This is a genomic window from Catenuloplanes nepalensis (assembly GCF_030811575.1).
GTDB lineage: Bacteria > Actinomycetota > Actinomycetes > Mycobacteriales > Micromonosporaceae > Catenuloplanes > Catenuloplanes nepalensis.
The window spans coordinates 4,379,334-4,398,475 of sequence record NZ_JAUSRA010000001.1 but is presented as its reverse complement, the minus strand read 5'-3'; the positions used below and the strand labels follow the sequence as shown (position 1 = coordinate 4,398,475).

The following is a 19,142-nucleotide window of genomic DNA, read 5'->3' as shown; positions in this document are numbered from 1 at the left end:
CCTGCAGCAGTTCGTCGAGGCGGACCCGGGACAGCGGCCCGAGTCCGAGCGACGGCGGTTGGTCTGCGGCCACGAACGCTAGATTACGGCCGAGGTGTCGATCAGTTGTGCCGCCGGGATGCGCGGCGTGGCCGGCGGTCCCGCGTGGTCGGTGTCCGGCAGGCCCAGGCGCACCACGAGGTAGGGGTAGCCCAGCTCGGCCAGCGTCGTCCGCAGCGCCGCGCGGGTCACGTCGACCTCGATCACGCCGGAGAGCGGCAGCACGCCGACGCCGCGCTCGGCCGCGGCCAGCCATGCGGCGGAGAGCGCCTCACCGGCCCGCAGCCACGTCTCCGGCTCGTCGTCGTGGCCGAAGATCACCCCGTACGACGCGAGGTTGTCGTGCCCCTCGCCGATCGGCAGCCGGCCGTGCTCGCCGAAGTCCCGGTTCGGCACCGTGGACCGCACCGGCGCCTCCGGCAGCGACCCGGCCGGCAGCGTCTTCGCCTTCCAGAACTCCAGCTCGTGGGCCACGAACGGATCGCGCGCCTCCACCTCGGCCGCGCGCCCGGCGGCCGCGGCCAGCTCGTAGACCTGGTCGTCGACGAGCAGGTGCAGGTGCACGCCGTGGTCGGAGACGATCCGCTGCAGCGCGGTCAGGTCGGCCGGTGCGACGGCCTCGTCGCGGGTGGGGCGCCGATCGGTGTGCCGGGTCCGCAGGTACTGCACGCGGCGCATCGCGGCCGGCGTGATCTCACAGGGCTCGCCGAGCGTGATCCGGGCCAGCAGCTCCGGCCCGTCGAAGCGAGCCACCTCGGCGGTGTAGCCGAGGGCCGCCAGCGCGACGACCGCGTGGTGCAGGGCCGCGCCGACGCTGACCGTGAGCAGCCGCGCGGCCGGGTCGATGGAGAGCAGCTTCCGCTCGGGTACGGCGTACAGCTCCAGCGCGTCCGGCAGCACCCGCCACCGCCACGGCTGCGTGTTGTGCACGGACGGGGCGAAACCGGCCGTCGCCGCGGCCTCGGCGAGCACGGACGCCGCCGTGCGGGTGGTCTGGCTCGTCATGGTGTGCCTCCCGGTATCTCACTGCCCGACCCGAGTCTGCCCGCCGCCGGCCCGGGCCGGCAGGGCCGCGTGCACCGGCGGGCCGGGACCAAGGTCCCGGTCAGGACGCCGAGGGCGGCGGCGACTCCGGCACGCCGTTGATCCAGACGATGGTGGAGTCCTCGACGCCCGGTGTCAGCCACCAGAACTCCGGGTGCGTCTCGTGACGCGTCCGCGCCGCGTGCGGTGCGAGCTGCCAGAACCCGGCCATCCGGTCCTGGTCGGAGGCGTCGATGCAGATGTCCTTCAAGCGGGCGAGCGACATGGTCACATCCTGCCCGATCGTCACCCGCGTGGCAGACTCGTACACATGACCGACGACCGCCTCAGGCCGCCCAGCGAGACCGTCGAGTGCCGGGGCGCGTCCGTGCGGATCGTGGACCCCGACAGGATTCTGCTGGCCGCGGCCGGCCCGGAGCCGGTGGAGCTGCTGCACGGCGCGCCGTTCCCGGGCTCGCTGCGCGCGGTGACGCTGACCGCGGGCAGCCGCCTGTCGACGAACGGGCCGGTCTACCGGTTCGTGGGCACGGCGCGGCGCGCGGCCGGGCTCGACGCGCTCCGGGTCGGGCTGGCCGGGCCGGTCGGCGTGATGATCGCGCGGCAGATGGCGACGAAGGACCCGCTGCGGTTCGCGGCCAGGACCGCGTCGCTGGCCGGGGAGACGATCCGGCGGCTGGGGGAGCGGCCGGAGGACCTGCCCCGCGACCGGACCGTGGTGGACGCGGTCTCCGGGCTGTCCGCACGCGTCACCTACGACGTGGAGCCGTCCGCTATTCCGCAGCAGGTGTCCGTGACCGTGACCGCCGAGGCGCCGCGCCGGGCTGACACCGCGCTCACGCCGTACCTCCGCGGCTTTGTGATCTTGTTTTTCGAGGTTCTGGCGGAGCTGGCCGGGGGAGAGCTGAGCGGGCGGTACACGCTGACGACGGATCCCGAAACAGCGGACAACACCGAGAAGACCACGCTCGATCAGGTCGGCGGGCTCGACCACATCGTGTCCCAGCTGCGCGAGGTGGCGGTGAGTTTCAACCACCCGGAGGCGATGGCCCGGTGGGGCGCGCGGCGGCCGCAGGGCATCCTGCTCTACGGGCCGCCCGGCACCGGCAAGACCATGCTCGCCACCGCGCTGGCCAACGAGATCGGCGGTGAGCTGCGCGAGATCCGCACGCCGGAGATCCTGGACCGGTGGCTCGGCGCGTCCGAGCGCAACATCAAGAAGATCTTCACGGAGGCGCGCCGCTACACCACGCCGACCGTGCTGCTCTTCGACGAGTTCGATTCGATCATCAGTTACACCGGCGGCGGGCAGGACGCGGCCGGCCAGGCGATCAACTCGGTGGCGGGCATCTTCAAGCAGGAGATGAACACGCTGATCGAGGCGAACCCGCAGGTCATCGTGGTCGCCACGACGAACTTCCCGGATCGGGTGGACGCGTCGCTGACCCGCTCCGGCCGGTTCGACATCAAGCTTTCCGTGCCGAAGCCGGACACCGGCGGCCGCGCCGAGATCATCGCGAAGATGCTGCGTGCGCTGATCGCGGCGCACGAGACGCCGGGCTTCCGGATGTTCGGTGACGACGTCGACGCGCGCGAGCTGGCCGCCGCGAGCCCGGGCGCGACCGGTGCCGACATCCGCGAGGCGCTGCGTCGCGTTCAGTTGCAGAAGGCCATGCAAGAGGCCCGGGGTCAGGCTCCGGAGCCGATCTGCCAGTCCGAGCTGCTCCAGGCGCTCACTGCAGTTTCTCCGGCTTGAACCCCCAGTGCCAGGGCTCGCGCGGCGTGTCCTCCTCGAACCCGTACTTCGCGGCGTTCTGCCGCATCCAGGTCTGTGCCTTCGCGTTCAGGTCGAGATCGGTCGCCATGCCCCAGCCGTGGTCGGACGTGCCCGGCTTCGCGGCCAGCCCGCCCTGCGAGTAGAGGCCCTTGCGGCGGGCCAGGTCCACCTGCTCCTCGTACGGCCGGTACGAGTCGGTGATGCCGATGTTCACGCCCTGCGCCTTCGCGTCCGCGATCATCTGGGTCAGCTTCTCCGCGGCCGGCGCCCACAGCTTGTGATTGGTGTTGCCGACGTGCCCCAGCGCGTTCGCCGGGATCTTGCCGTTGCCGAACGCGGCCAGGTCCTCCGGGATCCCCGCCGAGTTGACCTTCATGCTGGCCGTGGAGCCGGTGGTGCCCGTCGTCGCGCTCGTCGTGCTCGCCGCCGTGCTGCCGTGCACCGCGCTGGCCAGCGCGGACGCGAACGCCTGGCTGGTGTTCGACACCGCGCTCGCGGTCTTCGCCGCGGTCTGCTGGGTCATCGACGAGATCCGGTGCTCGATGTCGTTGATCCGCGCGGTGATGCCCGTGATGCCGTTCAGCACGATCCACCTCCTCAGCTGGTTCAACCACCCATCGGCGGCACCGGCCCGGACCTGAGTGTTTGCCGCACCTGGCCTGGGAGCGGTTCCACGTCAGGGCACGGGGATCAGCCGGAAGATCCGGACCGAACGGTCACCCGCGGTGTCCAGATAGGACTGATAGCCGGGCCAGCGGGCCACGATCGCGGACAAGTACCGGTCGTAGGCGGCCCGGTCGGTGACCTCCTCGGCCCGGACCGCGAGATCGGCGCCGCGGACGGTGACGATCGCGACCGGGATCGCGCTCAGGTTGAAGACCCAGCCGGGCGGGCTCGGGCGGCCCCAGTTCGTGCCGACCACCACGAACGCGTCGCCGTCGCGGAGGTAGCTGACCGGGTTCCGCCGGGGCAGGCCGGTGCGCCGGCCGGTGGTGGTGAGCAGCAGGCTGGGCAGCATGCCGAGCGCGACCACCCGGCCCCGGGTGACGCGGCTGACGAACCGGTCGAGCGGCACCGCGGCCGCGGCGAACCGGGTGAACCAGGGCCGCCGGCTCATCCGCGCGGAGATCGTCCGCCACCATCGCATGCGCTCACGATCCCGAATATCGGCGGGAAAATCTAGAATGTCATCCGTGTTCGCCGAGCCGCCTGATCTCGACCGCGCCGCGCTGGCCGAGGCCCTCCACAGTGGATGGGGGCTGACCGTCGCGACGCTCGAGTACGCGCCGGTCGGCTACGGCGCGCACCACTACCGGGTTCGGGACACGGCCGGCGTGGAGTGGTTCGTCAACGTCGCGGCCGGCCCGGATCCGGACGCGCTGGAACGGGCCTTCGGCACGGCGGCCGCGCTGGCCGAGGCGGGCCTGGAGTTCGTGGCCGCGCCGCGTCGCCGGCCGGACGGGCGCTGCCTGACCGTGATGGCCGGCGGGTACGCGGTCTCCGTGACCGGCCTGATCGACGGCGTGTCGCACGGCTTCGGCGACGCGCTGCCGGAGCCGGCCCGCGCGGAGCTGCTGGCCGCGCTCGGCCGCCTGCACGCGATGCCGGTGCCGGCGGACACGCCGGTCGACCGGCTGATCATCCCGCACCGCGACGAACTCGGCCTGCACGGCGACGAACTCGGCGAGCCCTGGAGCGATGGGCCGTACTCCCGGCGTACCCGCGAGATCGTGGCTCTTCGCCGGGGTTTCCTGGAGGAGCTTCTCGCGCGGTACGACGCGCTGGTCCCGGTGGTGACGGCGGCCCGGGACGCCTGGGTGGTCACGCACGGTGAGCCGCATCCGGGCAACGTGATGCTGCCGGCCGGCGGCGGGCTGCGGCTGATCGACTGGGACACGGTCGCGGTCGCGCCCCCGCAGCGCGACCTGTGGATGGTCGCGCCGGACGACTCGCCCACGACCGCGCTCTACCGGCTGCGTTGGACGCTCACCGACGTCTGCGCGTTCGTGCACGAACTGCGCGGGCCGCACGTGGACGACGAGGACGCCCGGCTCGCCTGGCGCGAACTCAGCGGATACCTCACGCCCGCCATATGATCGGCCGCATGGCACGAATCATGATCGTCGGTGGGCACGGCAAGGTCGCACTGCTGCTGGCGCCGCTGCTGGTCGCGGCCGGCGACGAGGTGACCTCGGTGTTCCGCAACCCGGAGCACACCGCGGACGTCGAGGCGACCGGCGCGCACGCCGTGGTCGCGGACGTCGAGTCGCTGGACACCGAGGCGATCGCGGCGCTGCTCGCGGGCCACGACGCGGTGGTCTGGTCGGCCGGCGCGGGCGGTGGCGCCCCGGCGCGGACGTTCGCGGTCGACCGCGACGCCGCGATCCGGACCATGGACGCGGCCGAGCGGGCCGGCGTGCGGCGGTTCGTGATGGTCTCCTACTTCGGGGCCGGGCCGGACCACGGGGTGCCGGCGGACAACGGCTTCTTCCCGTACGCGGAGGCGAAGTCCGCGGCCGACGCGCACCTGGCCGGCACCGGGCTGGACTGGACGATCCTGCGGCCGAGCCGGCTCACGCTGGACGCGCCGACCGGGCTGATCGAGACGGCCGCGCGGGGTGCGACGCCGGGCGCGGTGTCCCGGGCGGACGTGGCCGCGACCGTGGCGGCCGCGCTGGCCGACCCGGCGACGCGCGGCCTGACCGTCGAGTTCAACAACGGCACCACGCCGATCGCGTCAGCGCTCGTATCGTAGATATCGGGACATGTGCCGGACGGCCGGGAACGGGCGGAACGCGGACGCGAAGATTTTCGACCCGCGCGGCATCTCCTCCGTGCCCGGCGCGAAGAGCGCGTCGATCGAGTCTCGCAGGCGCAGCCCCGGCACGGCCCGGATCAGGTCGCGCGGATGGTCGACGCTCCAGTGCAGCGTGGCGCCGGAGACGCGGATCGCCGGGTTCAGCTTCTGCGCGCGGATCGCCAGCGAGTTGAACGCGTCGAACGCGATCGTGGTGCCGCCGTTGAACCGGTCGGTGATCCGGCGCAGCAGCGTGACGCCCTCCTCCTCGGTGAGGTACATGCTGAGGCCCTCCGCGATCACGAGCGTGGGCCGCCCGGTCGGGATCCGCTCCAGCCAGCCGTCGTCGGTCACGGACGCGCCGATCGCGTGGTAACCCGGCCGCTCCGGGAAGAGCGCGCGGCGGATCTCGACCACCTCGGGGAAGTCCACGTCGAACCAGTCGACGCCCGGGCCCGGGTCGATGCGCCAGACCCGGGTGTCCAGCCCGGCGCCGAGGTGGACCACGGTCGCCTCGCCCGGGTGCGCGTCCAGGAACTCGTGCACCCAGTTGTCCAGGAACTTCGCGCGGACCACCACGCTGGCCGCCACGCCGGGCTTGACGTGCGCGGCCCCGAAGTCGTAGTCGATCGCGTCGACCGCCTCGGCGGCCATCGTGTCGCCGAGCACCGGATGCGCGGCGCGTGCGTCGAGTGCCCGCCCGTAGAGCGTGACCAGCAGCGTTTCGCGCGCCCCGGTGAGGCGAACCGGCAACATCCTTTGACGGTACGCGCGACGGCGCGCCGCACGGGACCGGCACGGTGCGGCATACGGCAGAACGGGCGCACTGCACATTTCGCACCCGCCGGGCGTCGTAGCGGCGTTATGGTGCCCCAAGAAGCAGTTGTGACACGCCGGAGCTCGACCGAACAGCATCCGTTAAGGCCGCGTTAAGGCGCGATGACCGCGCTCGGTGATCCATGCCTCACTGGGGCCGTTGCGCCGGTTCCCGGCGGAGGGTTTACGGTGAACGGAAGGTCTACCCAGAGATCTGCCGGTAAAGCGAGGGAAATACATGACGGATGTCAAGCTTGAGCATCCTGGCGGACAGCTGTCGATGCCGGTTCGAAACGCGGTCGAAGGTCCGGCGGGTGTCGACGTCGGTGCGTTGTTGAAGGAAACCGGATACGTCACCCTCGACACCGGATTCGTCAACACCGCCTCCTGCACCTCCGCGATCACCTACATCGACGGCGACGCCGGCATTCTGCGCTACCGCGGTTACCCGATCGACCAGCTGGCCGGAAAGGCGTCGTTCCTCGAGACGTCCTACCTGCTCATCTACGGCGAGCTGCCGACCGCCACCCAGCTCGCGGAGTTCGACTCCCGCGTCCGCAAGCACACGCTGCTCCACGAGGAGATGCGCCAGTTCTTCGGCGGTTTCCCGCGTGACGCGCACCCGATGGCCGTGCTCTCCTCGGCCGTGAGCGCGCTGTCGACGTTCTATCAGGACGCGCTCGACCCGTTCAATCCCGAGGACGTGGAGATCTCCACGGTCCGGCTGCTGGCCAAGGTGCCGACCATAGCGTCGTACGCGTACAAGAAGTCGATCGGCCAGCCCGCGCTCTTCCCGGACAACAACCTGGGTTACGTGGAGAACTTCCTCCGCCTGACGTTCGGCGTCCCGACCGAGGACTACGAGGTCGACCCGGTCGTCGCCAGCGTGCTGGACATGCTCCTCGTGCTGCACGCCGACCACGAGCAGAACTGCTCCACCTCCACGGTTCGCCTGGTCGGCTCGTCCCACGCGAACCTGTTCGCCTCCGTCTCGGCCGGCGTGAACGCGCTCTTCGGCCCGCTGCACGGCGGCGCGAACGAGGCCGTGCTGTCGATGCTGAACGGCATCCACCAGTCCGGCGGCGACATCAACGCGTTCGTCGAGCGGGTGAAGAAGAAGGAGCCCGGCGTCAAGCTGATGGGCTTCGGTCACCGCGTCTACAAGAACTACGACCCGCGTGCCGCCATCGTGAAGAAGGCCGCGCGGGACGTGCTGGAGCGCACCGGCGGCAACGACCCGCTGCTCGACCTCGCGATGCAGCTGGAGGAGATCGCGCTCGCCGACGACTTCTTCATCTCCCGCAAGCTCTACCCCAACGTGGACTTCTACACGGGCCTCATCTACAAGGCGATGGGCTTCCCGACCAAGATGTTCACGGTGCTCTTCGCGCTCGGCCGGCTCCCCGGCTGGATCGCCCAGTGGCGAGAGATGATCAACGACCCGGCGACGAAGATCGGCCGCCCGCGGCAGCTCTACACGGGTGCGCCCGAGCGCGCGTTCGTCCCGATCACCGACCGCTGAACGATCTGAGAGAACCGCGTCCCGGCGTACGGCGGGGACGCGGTTTCTCCGTTTGTCAGTGCTTCTTCTCGAGGTGCTGTCGCACGAACCGGGCGGCACGGTCCAGGCTCTCACCGGCCTCGTCCATCATGTTGAAGAACGACTGGAAGACGTGCGGGACCCCACCGACCATCTCCAGCGGGAGTCTGTAAGGCGGCATTAACGTCGATGTCGCCTGGGGCCGCGACGATGCGGGACCATGTGGAATCGACGATTGCTGACCGCCGGCCTGGCCGCGGCCTTGATCGCGGGCGTCCTGGTCGCGCCCGCGTCGGCCTCCTCGCGGCGATCCTTCGACCTTCAGGCGCACCGCGGCGGCCTCGGCCTGCGGGTGGAGAACACGCTCGCGTCCTTCGGCAACGCGCTCCAGCTGGGCGTGTCCACGCTGGAGCTGGACGTGCAGATCACCGAGGACCGGCAGGCCGTGGTGACGCACGACCGCCGCGTCTCCGGCACCAAGTGCACCGACACCGCCCCCGCGGTCGCCGGCGACCCCGAGTTTCCCTATGTCGGGAAATATGTCAATACGTTGACGTTGGCCCAGGTCCGTACCCTCGACTGCGGTGGAAAGGTCCTGGCCGACAAGCCCGGGCAGCTGGCCGTGCCGGGCGCCCGGATGCCGCTGCTGAGCGAGGTCTTCGCACTGGTCAAGCGCTACCGCGCGGACGACGTGAAGCTCAACATCGAGACCAAGGTCGAGGCCGGGGCGCCGTCCGAGACCGCCCCGCGCGAGCAGTTCGTGCAGGTCACGCTGGCCGAGATCCGCAAGGCCGGCATGCTGCGCCAGGTCACCATCCAGAGCTTCGACTGGGGCGCGCTCAAGCGTTTCCGCGAGGTCGAGCCGCGGCTGCCGCGGGTGGCGCTGACCAACCACGACTTCCTCCAGGTCGGGCAGCCCGGCGCGTCACCGTGGCTGGGCGGCCTGGACATCGACGCGTTCGGCGGCGACCCGATCAGGGCGATCAAGACCTTCGGCGCGTACGCGTTCTCGCCCGTGCACGGCTTCCCGCAGAACGGCACGGTCGGCGACCCCGGCTACCGGCCGTACGTGACGCGCGACCTCGTCGCGCACGCGCACCGCAACGGCATCAAGGTCATCCCGTGGACCGTCGACGACGTGCCCACCATGGCGAAGCTGCTCGACGACGGCATCGACGGCCTGATCACCGACTACCCCGACCGGCTGCGCACGCTGCTGGCGTCGCGCGGTCATCAGCTGCCGCGCGCGTACCGGTCGCCGTTCGACATCCAGGCGCACCGCGGCGGCCGGGCCACGCTCCCGGAGAACACGCTCCCGGCGTTCTCCGCGTCGCTGGCGAACCCGGCGATCTCCACGCTGGAGCTGGACACCGGCGTCACCCGCGACGGCCACCTGGTCGTGCTGCACGACCGCACGATCAACGGCTCGCACTGCGTCGACACCGCGCCCGCGACCCCGGGTGACCCCGCCTACCCCTACGTCGGCGACCGGGTCCACTCGCTGACGCTCGCGCAGATCAAGACCCTCGACTGCGGTACGAAGACGAACCTGCCCACCCAGACGCCGGTGCCGGGCGCCCGCATCCCCACGCTGACCGAGGTGTTCGACCTGGTTCGCTCGTCCGGCCGGTCGGACATCCGGCTCAACATCGAAACGAAGATCAGCCCGACGGTGAACGACACCGAGCGCTACGACGTCTTCACCCGCAAGCTGGTCACCGCGATCCAGCAGGCGCGCCTCACCTCCCGCGTCACCGTCCAGTCCTTCGACTGGCGCACCATTCAGCTGTCCCGCCGCCTCGACCCGCGCATCGAGACCGTCGCGCTGGTCTGGCAGTACGGCCCCGCCGAGTGCGCGTCGCTCGCCGACGAGTGCTCGCTGCAGGCGGTCTACGGCGACCCGTCGGTCCGCAGCCCGTGGACCGGCAGCCTCGACTGGTGGCGCTTCCGTGACCTCGGCAAGCTGGTCCGCGCCGCCGGCGCCGCCACCGTCTCCGCCAACTGGCAGGTCCACGACCCCGCCCAGCCCGCGGCGCCGCACCCCGACTGGTACGTCCGCACCGACCCGTCCTACTTCCACGGCCCCGCGATCCCGGTCCTCCAGCAGCGCGACAAGCTGAAGGTCGTCCCGTACACGCTCGACGACCCCGCGGTCATCCAGCGCGCCATCACCCTCGGCGTCGACGGCATCATCACCGACACCCCGGCCCTCGTCATCCAGATCGCCATCCGCAACGGCCTCCGCTGACCCCGCCGCCCGCCGCCACCCACGCGGCGGCGGGCACCCTCCCAGCCCTCGTGCCATCGGCGGCCCGCACGCGGCAACGGTGCCGACGGCCGCGGTTCGTCTCCGACGCGGGCGCCCGTGACCTCGGCGTGCCGGGCGGCGGCGGCCGAACAGGCGTACCATGGAGTTTGTCCGGCGCCGACGCCATCCATTCTGCGATGCCGTCGCCCGGCGAGCCCCGTGAGGGGGCGACCACATGTCCGCCAGCACGGACCACACTCCGCCCGCCGACACCGCAGCGCCGATCCGGCACGAGGCGGCACCTCGCACTCGGACCGGCGCCACCTGGTTCGGCATCTGCGTCGCCGCGCTGCTCTTCGTGGTGCTGATCGTCTTCATGTTGCAGAACACGCGCGTCGTCGAGGTGAGCTTCCTGGCCTGGCACGGGTCGGTGCCGCTGGCGTTGGCGCTGCTCACCGCCGCCGTGGGGACCGCGATCCTGACCACGGCGATCGGCACGGCCCGCATCACGCAACTGCGCCGGCTCAACCGGAACCGCTGACCTTCTGCCCCATTGCACCGTCCGCCGCCGCGCGTACCACGCCGTCGGCGGACGGGAGGGATCTGCTCTGTGACAACGGGGACCGCGTGGACCTGCTCGTCGTCCCGCCCGGCACCGAGCCGGGCAACGCGGACGCGGCCCTGCTCCTGGCCACCGAGGTCGGCAGCCCGATGCACGCGCCGCAGATCCTGGCCTCGGTGGAGACCGGCCGCAACAGCCATGAGCGGGAGGCCGTGCCGGCTCGATGACCACGACGAAGGGGGCGGGCTCCGGACGACATCGTCCGGAGCCCGTTCCCTGTCTACGAGGAAAGCGGTGGGTCGGCCACCGGAGCGCGGCGTCCACCCCGGACGACTGGCGTCATCGCGGCGAGCAGCTCGGTGAGCGGGACGGTGGCGAAGCCCACCCGGGCGTCGCTCGCGCCGTACGGCAGCCACAGGGCGCCGTCGTGGACCATGCCGCCGCACGAGTAGACGACGTTGGGCACGTATCCGTCGCGTTCCGTGCCGTCCGGCGCGAGAAGCGCGTCGGGCAGCTCGGCGATGACCCGCTCCGGGTGGTCCAGGTCCAGCAGGAGCGCGCCGATGGCGTACCGCCGCATGGGTCCGACCCCGTGCGTCAGCACCAGCCAGCCGGCCTCGGTCTCGATCGGTGAGCCGCAGTTGCCGACCTGGATGAGTTCCCAGCTGTGCCGCGGGCTGTGCAGCGGCACCGGCGCACGCCACCGGCGCAGTTCGTCCATGGCGGACAGTCCGATCGTCTCTCCGTCGGAGCGGCAGAGCGCGAGCTGCCGCCCGCCGACCGGCCGTGGGAAGAGCGCGACGCCCTTGTTGCCGGCGCCCGGCCCGCGCATCGGGGTGATCTCGAAGTGCCGGAGGTCGGTGCTGGTCAGCTCGCGGCCGGCGATCCGCCGTCCGTCGTAGGCGGTGTAGGTGGCCCGGTAGACCGGACCGTCCGGCCCGGCGAAGATCACGAACCGGGCGTCCTCCATGCCGTTGCTCTCCGGTGGCGTGGCCGGCCAGAGCACCCGCTGCTCCAGACGTGTGTCGGCGGGGAACGTGCTGGCGTAGCTGTCGGCTCTGATCCGGCGGATCAACTCCACGGTTCCCGGGCCGGTGCTGCGGCTGATCAGGTCGGCCGGAAGCTCCGCGAGGACCCGCTCGAACGTGGCGTCGTCGTACCGGTCCGGCAACAGGTCCAGGACGGTCGCGGAGATCTCGTTGTCGCAGTCGCTCTCGTCCAGACCCGTGGCGAGCAGGTCCCGGCGGCTCTGGACGGCGATCCGCTGCCCGAGGACCAGCGGCCCGGACCGGTCCGCCACGGTCAGTCGCCCGCCGGGGCCGAGGACCGCGGTGGCGAAGCCGATGGACGACAGGTGGCCCTCGCCGATCTGGCGCAGGCTGATCGCGACCCGTAGCTGCCCGGCGTCCAGGCCGCTCTGGTCCGGGTGCGCGACCATCGACGGGTTGCACAGCGCCGCGGCCTCGACCGCGTACTCGTGGCTGAAGTACGCGCCGACCAGCAGCCGGGCGGCGCGGGACAGTTCCAGCGGATGGGCGATCCGGTGCCGGACCAGGTCGTAGTGGTGGAGGAACGATCCCTCCAGATCGCCGTGACGATCGCCGAACCGTTCCACGACCGACCGCAGCAGGTCGCCGCTCTCCACCTCGCCGAGCCGGGCGATGCGGTCGATCAGCGACTGGGCCCGGGTCCGGACCACGGCCGCGTCCTCACCGGGGACGAACAGCTTGACCACGACCCGCCGTGGGTCCGGCGTCAGCGTGTGATCGAGCCGGGTCGCGAGGCCGCCGGTCATGACCACCGCCGGGCGTGCTGGAGCGTGGCGACGAACGCGAGCGTGGACTCGGCGCCCTGGTTGAGGTTCGGCCCGTCCGGGGTGAGCCCGTCGTATCCGCCGCCGGTCCCCGGGTCCCACATCGGGACGCCCGCGTCGTTGTCGCCGAGGAACCAGTCCACACACCGCCGGATCTCCGCCTCCCAGCCGGGGTCGCCGGTCGCGTCCGCCGCGGCGACGCACGCGTCCGCGAGCGCGGCGACCTCGATCGGCTGCTGGTCGTGGCCGGGCCGGGGCCCGTGCCGACGCCAGCCCTGGGCGGGCACCACCGACAGCCGGCCCTCCCGCGTCTGGATCTCCCGCAGCCAGCCGAGCATGCGGAGTCCCACGGTGAGCAGCTCCGGGTCACCGCCGTGCCGGCCCGCCGCGATGACCACCTCGGCGAGCGCCGCGTTCGCATAGGTGAGCCGATCCTCCGGCCAGAACCAGTCGAGATCCATCAGCGGGTACGTCGTGGAGGCGCCGAGGACCGCGCGGGCGGCATCGGCCAGCAGCCCGCCCGCGGCCGGGTCGCCGGGATCGCCCCGCAGCACCTCGGCCGCACCCAGCCCGGCGAACGCCATCGCCCGCGGAGCCGGGGAGCGCAGCGACGCACCCTGGCGGAAGGCGATCATCGCCTCCTCCCGGATCCACGGCGCGGCGCTGCGGGCGGCGGCGGTGCCGAGCCCCCACAGCGCCCGGCCCCACCAGTCCCCGAGTCCCGGCTCGTCCCGCCAGCGCCGGTCGTACCCCAGCCGGTTGTGGAAGGCGCCGTCGGCGCCCTGTGCATGGGTCAGGAACCCGAGGTACCGCTCGGTCAGCCCGGCCACCGTGACCGACGGCTCCGGCTCCCGGGCCGTGACGACCAGCCCGCGGGCCACGTCGTCGGTGCAGTAGCCGTGCCCGCGCCGCACGACCCCGTGCCGCGCGTGCTCGAACAGCCCGGTGTCGTCACTGAGCCGGGCCAGGTGGGTGAAGGTGGGCGCGATGACCGGCGGCCCGAGCGTCGCGGTCACGCCGCCGCGCCGACGGTGTGCGAGCGCGCGTCGAGCAGCCGATCCGCCAGCCCGGCGTAGCTCTTCGCGACCTCCGGCCAGCGCAGTTCCCCGCCGGACCGCCGGGAGAGCCGATCGGCCAGCCCCGGCACGGTCAGCAGCCGCCGGATCGCCTTGGCCAGGGCTTTGGGATCGCCGTACGGCACCAGCAGGCCCGGACCGTCGCGCAGCAGCTCCACCGCGTGCGGGAACGGCGTCGCCACCACCGGCACCCCGGCCGCCACCGCCTCGATCAGCACGCCCGAGGTGACCTGCTCACGGGAGTCGTAGGGCAGCAGCACCACGTCCGCCGAGCCGATCAGCGCGCCGAGCGCGGCCTGATCGTGGTAGACCTGCTGGTACTCCACCGAGTGACCGACGCCGAGTTCCGCGCCGAGCTGGTGGAGCCCGGCCCGGTACGCCTCACCGTGCAGCTCGAGCACCTTCGGGTGCGTCCGGCCCGCCACCGTGTACGTCGGCGCCGGATCCAGGTCCTGAAGCCGGGCGAGCGCCCGCAGCGCCCACTCGATGCCCTTGCCCGGGCCGATCAGCCCCCAGGTGAGCAGGTGCGGCCGGTCCCGGTGTCCGACCGGCCCGCCGACCGGCTCCGCGACGCCGTGCGGGATGACCGTCACCTTCGAGGAGTCCACGGAGTAGCCGGCCAGCAGCCGGTCCCGGGCCGTGTTCGTCATCGTGACCACGGCGCCGGCCTCGCCGGCGATCTGGGTCAGCAGTGAACGCTGACGTTCGGACGGGTGGGCGAGCACGGTGTGCAGCACCACGATGCTCGGCACGGTCAGCCGGCGCAGCAGCGGCAGCACCTCCTCGCCGTCCGCGCCGGGATAGATGCCGTACTCGTGCTGGACTATCGCCACGTCGAACGTATTCAGCGCGGCGGCCGCCGCCGGCCAGCCCCCACGTGCCCGCGAGGACCAGGAGTGCACGACCCCGGGCGGCGCCTGCCCCGCGACGTCGCCGTCGAGGACGCGCACGATGCCGCCGTCGAGCTGCGCGGCCAGCGCCGCGTTGAACGTGGCCAGTCCGCACCGGGTTGGCGGATGAGTGCTGAGAAAACCGTAGGAACGCATGATCTGATCGACCTTCCTGAAACCTTAGAAGTCCGTCGGAGGTGCACCGGCGCTACGGCCGGCGGGCGATCCGCTGGTAGAGCGCCAGATAGTCGGCGACCATCCGGTCCGCGCCGAAACGCTCCCGGGCCCGCTCCCGGCACCGCGACCGGTCCAGCGCGACGGCCCGGCCGACCGCCTCGACGGCGGAGTCCACGTCGTCGGCGAGCACGCCGGTCACGCTCTCGTCGACGACCTCGGGCATCGATCCACGGGCGTACGCGACGACCGGCGTGCCACACACCATCGCCTCCACCACGGACAGCCCGAACGGCTCGTCGAACGCGATCGGGTGCAGCAGCGCCGCCGCCTCCCCGAGCACCCGGGGACGATCCGCCGGCCCGACCGGGCCGAGGAACACGACCCGGTCACCGTCGATGTGCGGCGCCACCGTCTCGGCGAAGTAGCGCTCGTCGTGCACGATGCCCCCGATGGTGAGCCGGCGACCGGCCCGGCGGGCGATCTCGATCGCGGTGTGCGTGCCCTTGTCCGGATGGATCCGGCCGAACGAGACCAGCCCGTCCCCCGGCGCCGCGGTGAACGGCAACCCGTCGAGGTCGACACCGTGATAGACCGTGGCGACGTAGTCGAGCCCTTTCGCCCGGTCCGAGTCCGAGATCGATACGTAGGCGGATCGGGCGTCGCGATAGGCGGGCAGGATGCCGCTTCCGGAGAAGCCGTGCACGGTGGTCAGCATCGGCGCGCGGCAGTGCGCCGCGAAGGCCAGCGGCAACCAGTCGAGATGGTTGTGCACCAGGTCGAACTCAGCCGACCGGCTCAGTGCGTGCGCGACGTGCAGCGCCTCCTGCACCCGGCCGTCCAGCCCGGGGTCGTCCCCGTAGCCGTGCGGCACGACACCGTCGAGTGTCGCGGCGGTGATCGAATCTCGGGTGGCGAACAGCGTCACGTCGACGCCGCGCGCCGCCAGCCCTTCGGCCAGCAGTCCGGTGACCTGCTCCCACGGGCCGTAATGGCGTGGCGGAGTCCGCCACGCTACCGGCCCGAGCAGGGCGACCTTCACAGACGTCTTCGCGTACGGGCACTCGTCATGGACTGCTCCTCGTAAGACGATCAGCCGACGCCCTTGATCGGGAGGCGCGCCGGAGCGGGTGGCGGAGTGGGACGGCCACCGGGTCCGGGGTGACCTCATCACGGTACGCCCTCGACCGCTCACCCTGCGGTCGCAACCCACGTTTGGGTCATACCCGGCACGGGTATATGGACATCGACCGCCGCGGACAATCGCGGCTCCACGAGACCGCTACGGACGGTTCCCGGCCTGGATCCCCGCCGGTGAAGACCGCATTCGGTCCCACGCACCATCTGTCATCGGAGACGCCATGACCAGCTCCACGTACAGCACGGCACAGAACGACCTGAACACCCCCGCCGGCAACACCTCCCTCAAGGCCACCCCTCGGCGCCGGGCGGAGACCAAGCCGGCCTACAAGACCACGGAGTTCATCGCGTACGTCGCGGTCGTGCTGGGTGTTCTGATCGCCTCGCTGATCGCCGACGGCAACGGCAACGGCGACAACGGCGCATCCGGCGACTACTTCCGGGCCGACCAGGCCTGGTTCTACGTCGCCCTGCTGACCATCGGCTACATGGTCAGCCGCGGCCTGGCGAAGGCCGGCACCCGCAGCTCCACCGACGCCTGATCGGCACCGACGGCCGCCGCCCCGGGACACCCTGGGGCGGCGGCCGTGTACTTCCACTCCACCAGGTGAGGACCCGTATGCGCACGCCTGTATCCGCCGTCGTCGTGAATCCGGCGAAGGTCGCCGACCTCGGACTTCTCCGCAGCACGATCACCGACACGCTCGCCGCCGCGGGATGGGCGGCGCCGATGTGGCTGGAGACCACCGTCGACGACCCGGGCGCCGGTCAGGCCGGCGCGGCGGTCCGGGACGGCGCCGAGGTCGTCCTCGTCTGCGGCGGCGACGGCACCGTCATGTCCTGCGTCACCGCGCTCGCCGGGACCGGTGTCGCCATGGCCGTGCTGCCGGCCGGCACCGGCAATCTGCTCGCCGCCAACCTCGGGCTCACCGGCGACCTCGCCACCGGCATCGAGGTCGTGCTCCAGGGCGGCCGCCGCCTCATCGACGTCGGCACCGCCGGCGACCAGAGCTTCGCCGTCATGGCCGGGATGGGTTTCGACGCGCACATGCTCGACGCGACGAACGACACCGCCAAGAAGCACCTCGGCTGGCTCGCCTACCTGGGCGGCGCGGTGCAGCACCTCCGCGGCCGTCAGATGCGGCTCCAGATCACCCTGGACGACCGCCCGTCGTTCCACCGCCGCGCGCGATCGGTGATCGTCGGCAACGTCGGCCGGCTCCAGGGCGGGATGCGGCTGCTGCACGACGCCCAGCCCGACGACGGCCTGCTCGACATCGCGATCCTCAGCCCGCGAACGCTGTGGCACTGGGCCACGCTCGGCTGGGGCCTGCTCCTGCGCAAGAGATCCGTGGCCCGCATGGAGATCCTCACCGCCGCGCGGATCGACATCCGTGCCAGCCGCACACAGCCGCGCCAGCTCGACGGCGACCTCATCGCGCCCGGCGACCGGCTGCTGATCACCGTACGGCCGAACGCTCTCCTGCTGTGTGTGCCCCAGCCGGCGACCGACCCGGACCTCGCCCATGATGCCGGCGCTGCCGCCCGCGACGCCGCGCTTCGCGAGCCGGTGCGCGCCTGACACCCGCGCGTGAGGCGCACCCGATGACGTGCTGGATGACACGGCTCCTACCGGCACGCCCGCCGGGACGATCGTCGTGGTGACGATGGTGCCGAACCTTGACCGCGGACGAGCCGGCCGCGATCCGGGTGGCGCCGATCAGGCCGCCGAGCGCGTGCGAGGAGCGGGACGAAGGCCGAGCAGGTCTCCGCAGCCGCACGCGATCCGTCGCAGTTCATGCAATGTTCGCCGTCCGTAGGCATCTTTGGCGACGCCCCGACGGGGTATCACCCTGTCATGGTGGACATGACGCACGGCGACGATCTTCAGCCCGTTCTGGACCAGCTCGGGGAGTACGACGTCCGCGACGACGACGATGACGACCCGATCCTGATCAAGCCGGACGGGTCACCGGTCGACACGTGGCGCGAGGACTACCCGTACGACGAGCGCCTGCCCCGGCCGGACTACGACCGGGACAAGCGGCTGTTGCAGATCGAGCTGCTGAAGCTGCAGAACCACTGCAAGGCGAGCGGCGAGCGGCTGATGGTCCTGTTCGAGGGGCGGGACGCGGCCGGCAAGGGCGGCACGATCAAGCGGTTCATGGAGCACCTGAACCCGCGCGGCGCCCGGGTCGTGGCGCTGGAGAAGCCGAGCGAGCGCGAGTCCACCCAGTGGTACTTCCAGCGGTACATCCAGCACCTGCCCGCGGCCGGCGAGATCGTGCTGTTCGACCGGTCGTGGTACAACCGGGCCGGCGTCGAGCGCGTGATGGGCTTCTGCACCCGCAGCGAATATCTCGAGTTCATGCGGCAGGCGCCGGAGCTGGAGCGGATGCTCGTCCGGTCCGGCATCAAGCTGGTCAAGTTCTGGTTCTCGGTCACGTCCGGCGAGCAGCGCACCCGGTTCGCGATCCGGCAGGTCGACCCGGTCCGGCAGTGGAAGCTCTCCCCGATGGACCTCGAGTCGCTGGACAAATGGGACGACTACACCGAGGCGAAGGAGGCCATGTTCTTCTACACGGACACGGCCGACGCCCCGTGGACGGTCGTCAAGAGCAACGACAAGAAAAGGGCCAGGACCGAGGCCATGCGGTACGTGCTGAGCCGCTTCGACTACGAGAACAAGGACGTCAAGCTCGTCGGCACGCCCGACCCGCTCGTCGTCGGCCCGGCCTCGCTGGCCGTCGAGGGCGTCCAGGCCTCACCGCGCGTCTTCCCCCGCCTCTGAGACGGCCGCCCACCTGACGATCAGCTCCACCAGACCGCGCAGGCGTTCCAGCTCCTCGCCATCGTCGTCGAGGGGCCGGCCGTAGGCGTTCCCGGCCCTCGACCCGCGGATCATGCGGCCGAGCACGGCGGGCCCGAACCAGCTGTACTTCGCGGCCCCGCACGCGGCGATCGCGCGCCGGATGTCGTCCGGATCGCCGTGCCGGCCGCCGTCCCGCAGCCCTTCCAGGTAGCCCTCGACGGCCGCGTCCTCGATCTCGGGCAGCAGCGCCGCGTCGATCAGCCCGTCCGTCACGCTGTCGATGATCAGGTTGGCGATGTCCTCGCCGAGCGCACCGTCGCCGGTGAACGACAGTGACGATCATCATGGCCGAGGGGGCCGGAAAAGCCGAGAGCACCGGCAGTGGTGCTGCCGGTGCTTTCGTGGGAAGTCTTGGGC

Annotated in this window: 21 protein-coding genes; 10 read left to right on the top strand and 11 right to left on the bottom strand. The window is 71.7% G+C overall.

What is annotated here, in order from left to right; all coding sequences use genetic code 11:
- Nucleotides 1–78: 78 nt before the first annotated feature.
- Nucleotides 79–1,044, bottom strand: coding sequence for an Acg family FMN-binding oxidoreductase (locus J2S43_RS18915; protein WP_306831000.1), 966 nt, complete (start codon nt 1,042–1,044; stop codon nt 79–81).
- A 100-nt stretch (nt 1,045–1,144) separates the two neighbouring features.
- Nucleotides 1,145–1,348: a hypothetical protein gene (locus J2S43_RS18910; protein ID WP_306830997.1), complete on the bottom strand. Its 204-nt coding sequence runs from the start codon at nt 1,346–1,348 to the stop codon at nt 1,145–1,147.
- Between the two features lie 45 nt (nt 1,349–1,393).
- Between J2S43_RS18910 and J2S43_RS18905 the strand changes: the two genes are divergently transcribed.
- Nucleotides 1,394–2,836, top strand: a complete 1,443-nt coding sequence (locus tag J2S43_RS18905; RefSeq protein ID WP_306830995.1) for an ATP-binding protein — start codon at nt 1,394–1,396, stop codon at nt 2,834–2,836.
- Here J2S43_RS18905 and J2S43_RS18900 read toward each other — a convergent pair.
- Together J2S43_RS18900 and J2S43_RS18895 are read right to left on the bottom strand one after the other, a co-directional pair.
- Entirely contained in the window at nt 2,814–3,443 is a 630-nt protein-coding gene (locus J2S43_RS18900; protein ID WP_306830993.1) for a M15 family metallopeptidase, read from the bottom strand. The genes J2S43_RS18905 and J2S43_RS18900 overlap by 23 nt on opposite strands.
- Before the next feature lie 90 nt (nt 3,444–3,533).
- The gene (locus tag J2S43_RS18895; RefSeq protein ID WP_306830991.1) at nt 3,534–4,004 is read right to left on the bottom strand and encodes a nitroreductase/quinone reductase family protein; all 471 of its coding nucleotides are present in this window, start codon (nt 4,002–4,004) and stop codon (nt 3,534–3,536) included.
- Between the two features lie 46 nt (nt 4,005–4,050).
- Here J2S43_RS18895 and J2S43_RS18890 point away from each other — a divergent pair, with 46 nt between their 5' ends.
- Both J2S43_RS18890 and J2S43_RS18885 read left to right on the top strand, forming a co-directional pair.
- Nucleotides 4,051–4,953, top strand: coding sequence for a phosphotransferase (locus J2S43_RS18890; protein WP_306830989.1), 903 nt, complete (start codon nt 4,051–4,053; stop codon nt 4,951–4,953).
- 8 nt (nt 4,954–4,961) lie between these two features.
- Complete coding sequence (locus J2S43_RS18885) at nt 4,962–5,612, top strand: NAD(P)H-binding protein (protein WP_306830987.1); 651 nt, start codon at nt 4,962–4,964, stop codon at nt 5,610–5,612.
- Here J2S43_RS18885 and J2S43_RS18880 read toward each other — a convergent pair.
- Entirely contained in the window at nt 5,595–6,410 is an 816-nt protein-coding gene (locus tag J2S43_RS18880; protein ID WP_306830986.1) for a class I SAM-dependent methyltransferase, read from the bottom strand. The two genes, J2S43_RS18885 and J2S43_RS18880, sit on opposite strands and share 18 nt — an antisense overlap.
- Before the next feature lie 298 nt (nt 6,411–6,708).
- Here J2S43_RS18880 and J2S43_RS18875 point away from each other — a divergent pair, with 298 nt between their 5' ends.
- Nucleotides 6,709–7,992: a citrate synthase gene (locus J2S43_RS18875; protein WP_306830983.1), complete on the top strand. Its 1,284-nt coding sequence runs from the start codon at nt 6,709–6,711 to the stop codon at nt 7,990–7,992.
- A gap of 55 nt (nt 7,993–8,047) precedes the next feature.
- Here the strand turns inward: J2S43_RS18875 and J2S43_RS18870 are convergent, their stop codons facing one another.
- Nucleotides 8,048–8,191 carry a hypothetical protein gene (locus J2S43_RS18870; RefSeq protein WP_306830981.1) on the bottom strand — a complete coding sequence of 48 codons (144 nt, stop codon included), beginning with the start codon at nt 8,189–8,191 and terminating at the stop codon, nt 8,048–8,050.
- A gap of 39 nt (nt 8,192–8,230) precedes the next feature.
- Here J2S43_RS18870 and J2S43_RS18865 point away from each other — a divergent pair, with 39 nt between their 5' ends.
- The 3 genes from J2S43_RS18865 to J2S43_RS18855 all read left to right on the top strand — a co-directional run bounded on the left by J2S43_RS18865 (nt 8,231) and on the right by J2S43_RS18855 (nt 11,047).
- Nucleotides 8,231–10,258 carry a glycerophosphodiester phosphodiesterase family protein gene (locus tag J2S43_RS18865; RefSeq protein WP_306830979.1) on the top strand — a complete coding sequence of 676 codons (2,028 nt, stop codon included), beginning with the start codon at nt 8,231–8,233 and terminating at the stop codon, nt 10,256–10,258.
- A gap of 235 nt (nt 10,259–10,493) precedes the next feature.
- Nucleotides 10,494–10,799, top strand: coding sequence for a LapA family protein (locus J2S43_RS18860; protein WP_306830977.1), 306 nt, complete (start codon nt 10,494–10,496; stop codon nt 10,797–10,799).
- A gap of 86 nt (nt 10,800–10,885) precedes the next feature.
- Nucleotides 10,886–11,047 carry a hypothetical protein gene (locus J2S43_RS18855; RefSeq protein WP_306830976.1) on the top strand — a complete coding sequence of 54 codons (162 nt, stop codon included), beginning with the start codon at nt 10,886–10,888 and terminating at the stop codon, nt 11,045–11,047.
- A gap of 53 nt (nt 11,048–11,100) precedes the next feature.
- Here the strand turns inward: J2S43_RS18855 and J2S43_RS18850 are convergent, their stop codons facing one another.
- The 4 genes from J2S43_RS18850 to J2S43_RS18835 are packed head-to-tail and all read right to left on the bottom strand — an operon-like array spanning nt 11,101 to nt 15,815.
- The gene (locus tag J2S43_RS18850; protein ID WP_306830974.1) at nt 11,101–12,615 is read right to left on the bottom strand and encodes a glycoside hydrolase family 130 protein; all 1,515 of its coding nucleotides are present in this window, start codon (nt 12,613–12,615) and stop codon (nt 11,101–11,103) included.
- Complete coding sequence (locus J2S43_RS18845) at nt 12,612–13,649, bottom strand: glycosyltransferase (protein ID WP_306830972.1); 1,038 nt, start codon at nt 13,647–13,649, stop codon at nt 12,612–12,614. Before J2S43_RS18845 ends, J2S43_RS18850 begins: the two co-directional genes overlap by 4 nt.
- Complete coding sequence (locus J2S43_RS18840) at nt 13,646–14,755, bottom strand: glycosyltransferase (protein ID WP_306830970.1); 1,110 nt, start codon at nt 14,753–14,755, stop codon at nt 13,646–13,648. Before J2S43_RS18840 ends, J2S43_RS18845 begins: the two co-directional genes overlap by 4 nt.
- A 52-nt stretch (nt 14,756–14,807) precedes the next feature.
- Nucleotides 14,808–15,815, bottom strand: coding sequence for a glycosyltransferase family 4 protein (locus J2S43_RS18835; RefSeq protein ID WP_306830968.1), 1,008 nt, complete (start codon nt 15,813–15,815; stop codon nt 14,808–14,810).
- A 319-nt stretch (nt 15,816–16,134) separates the two neighbouring features.
- Between J2S43_RS18835 and J2S43_RS18830 the strand changes: the two genes are divergently transcribed.
- From J2S43_RS18830 to ppk2, 3 genes are all read left to right on the top strand, one after another.
- Nucleotides 16,135–16,455: a hypothetical protein gene (locus J2S43_RS18830; protein WP_306830967.1), complete on the top strand. Its 321-nt coding sequence runs from the start codon at nt 16,135–16,137 to the stop codon at nt 16,453–16,455.
- Between the two features lie 77 nt (nt 16,456–16,532).
- Nucleotides 16,533–17,495 carry a diacylglycerol/lipid kinase family protein gene (locus tag J2S43_RS18825; RefSeq protein WP_306830965.1) on the top strand — a complete coding sequence of 321 codons (963 nt, stop codon included), beginning with the start codon at nt 16,533–16,535 and terminating at the stop codon, nt 17,493–17,495.
- A gap of 276 nt (nt 17,496–17,771) precedes the next feature.
- Nucleotides 17,772–18,704, top strand: coding sequence for a polyphosphate kinase 2 (gene ppk2 / locus J2S43_RS18820; protein WP_370881636.1), 933 nt, complete (start codon nt 17,772–17,774; stop codon nt 18,702–18,704).
- Here the strand turns inward: ppk2 and J2S43_RS18815 are convergent.
- A complete protein-coding gene (locus tag J2S43_RS18815; RefSeq protein ID WP_306830960.1) occupies nt 18,678–18,998 on the bottom strand; it encodes a hypothetical protein in 321 nt (106 codons plus the stop codon). The genes ppk2 and J2S43_RS18815 overlap by 27 nt on opposite strands.
- Nucleotides 18,999–19,142: the final 144 nt, after the last annotated feature.

Excerpts from the sequence above, each read along its gene's own strand:
- J2S43_RS18915 (WP_306831000.1), bottom strand. The coding sequence starts at position 1,044 with ATGACGAGCCAGACCACCCGCACGGCGGCGTCCGTGCTCGCCGAGGCC.
- J2S43_RS18910 (WP_306830997.1), bottom strand. The coding sequence starts at position 1,348 with ATGTCGCTCGCCCGCTTGAAGGACATCTGCATCGACGCCTCCGACCAG.
- J2S43_RS18905 (WP_306830995.1), top strand. The coding sequence starts at position 1,394 with ATGACCGACGACCGCCTCAGGCCGCCCAGCGAGACCGTCGAGTGCCGG.
- J2S43_RS18895 (WP_306830991.1), bottom strand. The coding sequence starts at position 4,004 with ATGCGATGGTGGCGGACGATCTCCGCGCGGATGAGCCGGCGGCCCTGG.
- J2S43_RS18885 (WP_306830987.1), top strand. The coding sequence starts at position 4,962 with ATGGCACGAATCATGATCGTCGGTGGGCACGGCAAGGTCGCACTGCTG.
- J2S43_RS18880 (WP_306830986.1), bottom strand. The coding sequence starts at position 6,410 with ATGTTGCCGGTTCGCCTCACCGGGGCGCGCGAAACGCTGCTGGTCACG.
- J2S43_RS18875 (WP_306830983.1), top strand. The coding sequence starts at position 6,709 with ATGACGGATGTCAAGCTTGAGCATCCTGGCGGACAGCTGTCGATGCCG.
- J2S43_RS18870 (WP_306830981.1), bottom strand. The coding sequence starts at position 8,191 with ATGCCGCCTTACAGACTCCCGCTGGAGATGGTCGGTGGGGTCCCGCAC.
- J2S43_RS18865 (WP_306830979.1), top strand. The coding sequence starts at position 8,231 with ATGTGGAATCGACGATTGCTGACCGCCGGCCTGGCCGCGGCCTTGATC.
- J2S43_RS18860 (WP_306830977.1), top strand. The coding sequence starts at position 10,494 with ATGTCCGCCAGCACGGACCACACTCCGCCCGCCGACACCGCAGCGCCG.
- J2S43_RS18850 (WP_306830974.1), bottom strand. The coding sequence starts at position 12,615 with ATGACCGGCGGCCTCGCGACCCGGCTCGATCACACGCTGACGCCGGAC.
- J2S43_RS18840 (WP_306830970.1), bottom strand. The coding sequence starts at position 14,755 with ATGCGTTCCTACGGTTTTCTCAGCACTCATCCGCCAACCCGGTGCGGA.
- J2S43_RS18830 (WP_306830967.1), top strand. The coding sequence starts at position 16,135 with ATGACCAGCTCCACGTACAGCACGGCACAGAACGACCTGAACACCCCC.
- J2S43_RS18825 (WP_306830965.1), top strand. The coding sequence starts at position 16,533 with ATGCGCACGCCTGTATCCGCCGTCGTCGTGAATCCGGCGAAGGTCGCC.
- ppk2 (WP_370881636.1), top strand. The coding sequence starts at position 17,772 with ATGGTGGACATGACGCACGGCGACGATCTTCAGCCCGTTCTGGACCAG.